We start from the raw sequence: 2667 nt of genomic DNA on the forward strand, positions 1-2667 counted from the left end.
CCGCAGGCACCTCACCGGCATCCACCGCCACCGCATCCACCAGCTCCGGCAGCAGACCACCCCCGAACACCACCTCCTCACCCACACCCGAGGAGATCAGGTGTGCGCGTTCGGCCGGGTCGGTCAGGGCGACGGTGGAGAGGGGCCGGGCGGGGTCGGCCAGCGCGTTGCGCAGGAAGGCGGTGAAGTGCCGCATCAGCCGGGTCATGGTGTCCCGGTCGAACAGGTCCGACTCGTAGTACGCGACACCGGTGAAGGTGTCGCCGTGCCGGGTCAGGGCCACGTTCAGGTCGAACCGCGACTTTCCGTCGACCAGGTCGATCCGTTCGCTCTCCAGGCCGGGGAGGACCAGGTCGTCGGTCTCCTCGTCGCCGAGGGCGAACAGGATCTGGAAGAGCGGGTTGCGGCTGGGGTCGCGCTCGGGCCTCAGTTCCTCCAGGAGCGCCTCGAAGGGCAGTTCCTGATTCTCGTAGGCGGCGAGCATGTGTGTCCGGGTCCGCGCGATCAGCTCGGTGAACGACGGGTCGTCGGTCAGCTCGGTGCGGACGAGGAGGGTGTTGACGAAGTAGCCGATCAGCTCCTCGAGTTCGGGCCGGACGCGTCCGGCGATGGGGGTGCCTACGGTGACATCGGCGGAGGCGGCGTGCCGGGCGACGACCGCGCTGAAAGCCGCGATCAGCGTCATGAACGGAGTGGCCTGGTGCCGCCGGGAGAACTCATTGACCGCCGCGCCCAGTTCGGCGTCCAGGGCGAATGAGACCTGGGCGCCGTTGCCGGAGCGGACGGCAGGACGCGGGCGGTCGGTGGGCAGCTCGGTGGCGCTCGCCCCGTCGAGACGGTCGCGCCAGTAGTCCAGTTGCCCGCGCAGCGCCTGCGGTGTCTGGTGTCTGCGGCTCCAGGCGGCGTAGTCCGCGTACTGGATCGGCAGTGCCGTCGCTTCGAAGGCGCGTCCGGTGGCCAGTGCCTCGTAGGCCCGGGACAGCTCCGACCACAGGACGCGCATGGAGGAGCCGTCGACGGCGATGTGGTGGAGCACCAGGACCAGCAGTGCGTCCTCGTGGGACAGCTGGACCGCGGCGATCCGGAACACCGGCCCGGTGGCGAGGTCGAACGGTTCCCGCATCAGTCCACGGGCGATCTCGAGAGCCGACTCGTAGCGTGCGGCCTCGCTCGTCCCGGTCGGCGTGTGCACCGCGACCGCCACCGGCGCGGCGGGCAGGACGCGCGGGGCCGGTGCGCCGTCACGCTCCTCGAAGACGGTCCTGAGGACCTGGTGCCGCTCGGCGACCAGGGCGAGGGCCCGGCCCAGGATGCCGGTGTCGAGCGGGCCGCGGAGCCGGATGACGGTCGAGGTGTTATACCCCGGCATCATCTGCTCCAGCAGCCACATCCGCTCCTGGGAGTACGACGGGACGTGCTCGTCGCGGTCGGCCACCGGGATCGATGCGGTCCCGGGGGCGTCCGGCCGGCGGTTGCGGGCGTTCTGGATCAGATTGCGGACCAGTGCGAGCCGCGCCGCCGATGTGTCCGTGTCCGGGAGGTGGCTCGTGGTCATGAGGGGTTCCTCTCGTCGACGATCTCCCGTGCGACGTCCGCGGTGGTGACCGCGTCGAGCAGGATGTTCTCGACGGCGATGGCCATGGTCTGGATGGTGGGGTTGTCGAAGATCACAGAGAGGGGGATCTCCGCGGACAGGGCGTGGCGCAGCCGGGAGATGATCCGGGTGGCCAGCAGGGAGTGACCGCCGAGGGTGAAGAAGTTGGCGCCGATGTCCAGGTCTTCGCGGCCCAGCACCTCGGACCAGATTCCGGCGACCAGTTCCTCGGCCTCGCTGCGCGGCCGGGCGGTGGACTCGACCGCCGTGAACTGCGGTTCCGGCAGGGCCCGGTAGTCGGTCTTGCCGTTGGCGTTGACCGGGATCCGGTCGAGCACCGTGATGCTGGACGGGATCATGTAGATCGGCAACTGGTCGGCCAGATGGGCGTTCAGCTCCGTGAGGAGGTTCTCGCCCGCGGCCTCGTCGCCGACGGTGATGTAGGCGGCCAGGCGCTGGTCGCCGGGTGCGGGCTCCCACTTGACCACCACGGCGTCGCGGATGCCGGGGAAGCGGCGCAGGGTGTGCTCGATCTCCGCGGGCTCGATCCGGATACCGCGGATCTTGACCTGGCTGTCCGCCCGGCCCAGGAACGTCAGCGTCCCGTTCGCCCGCCACACACCACGGTCACCGGTCCGGTAGAGCCGCTCCCCCGGCACATAGGGGTGCGGGATGAACGCCCCGGCGGTCTTGCGGGCATCACCCAGGTAGCCGCGGGCCAGTCCCGCCCCGCCCAGATACAGATCACCGGGGACGCCGACCGGGACCGGGTTGAGGTGCTCGTCGAGCACCAGGACCTGGTTGTTGGCGATGGCGCCGCCCAGCGGGACATCGGCGGCCCAGCGGTCGTCCGGGGTGCACTCATGGGCGGTGGAGTCGATGGAGACCTCGGTGGCACCCCACTGGTTGAACAGTCTGGCGCCCGTCGGGCCGATCCGGTCGTAGAACTTGCCGACGAGGTCGGGGCGGAGTGCTTCACCGCTGGAGATCACATACCGCAGGCCCGACAGCCCCCGGCGGCGGTCCTCGGTGATCTCGTCGCAGAACAGGCTCAGCATGCTCGGCACGAAATG

The 2667-nt window shown here is 70.1% G+C and carries 2 protein-coding genes; both read right to left on the reverse strand.

Going from position 1 to position 2667, the window contains the following annotated elements; translation table 11 throughout:
• Positions 1-1555 (reverse strand): condensation domain-containing protein (locus ACIHAA_RS31855; protein ID WP_399823310.1); only part of this gene is annotated, 1555 nt, incomplete at its 3' end.
• A partial coding sequence (locus ACIHAA_RS31860) for an AMP-binding protein (protein WP_399823312.1) occupies positions 1552-2667 on the reverse strand: 1116 nt, incomplete at its 5' end. The genes ACIHAA_RS31855 and ACIHAA_RS31860, both read right to left, overlap by 4 nt.

It is taken from the genome of Streptomyces sp. NPDC052040, from assembly GCF_044548405.1.
GTDB lineage: Bacteria > Actinomycetota > Actinomycetes > Streptomycetales > Streptomycetaceae > Streptomyces.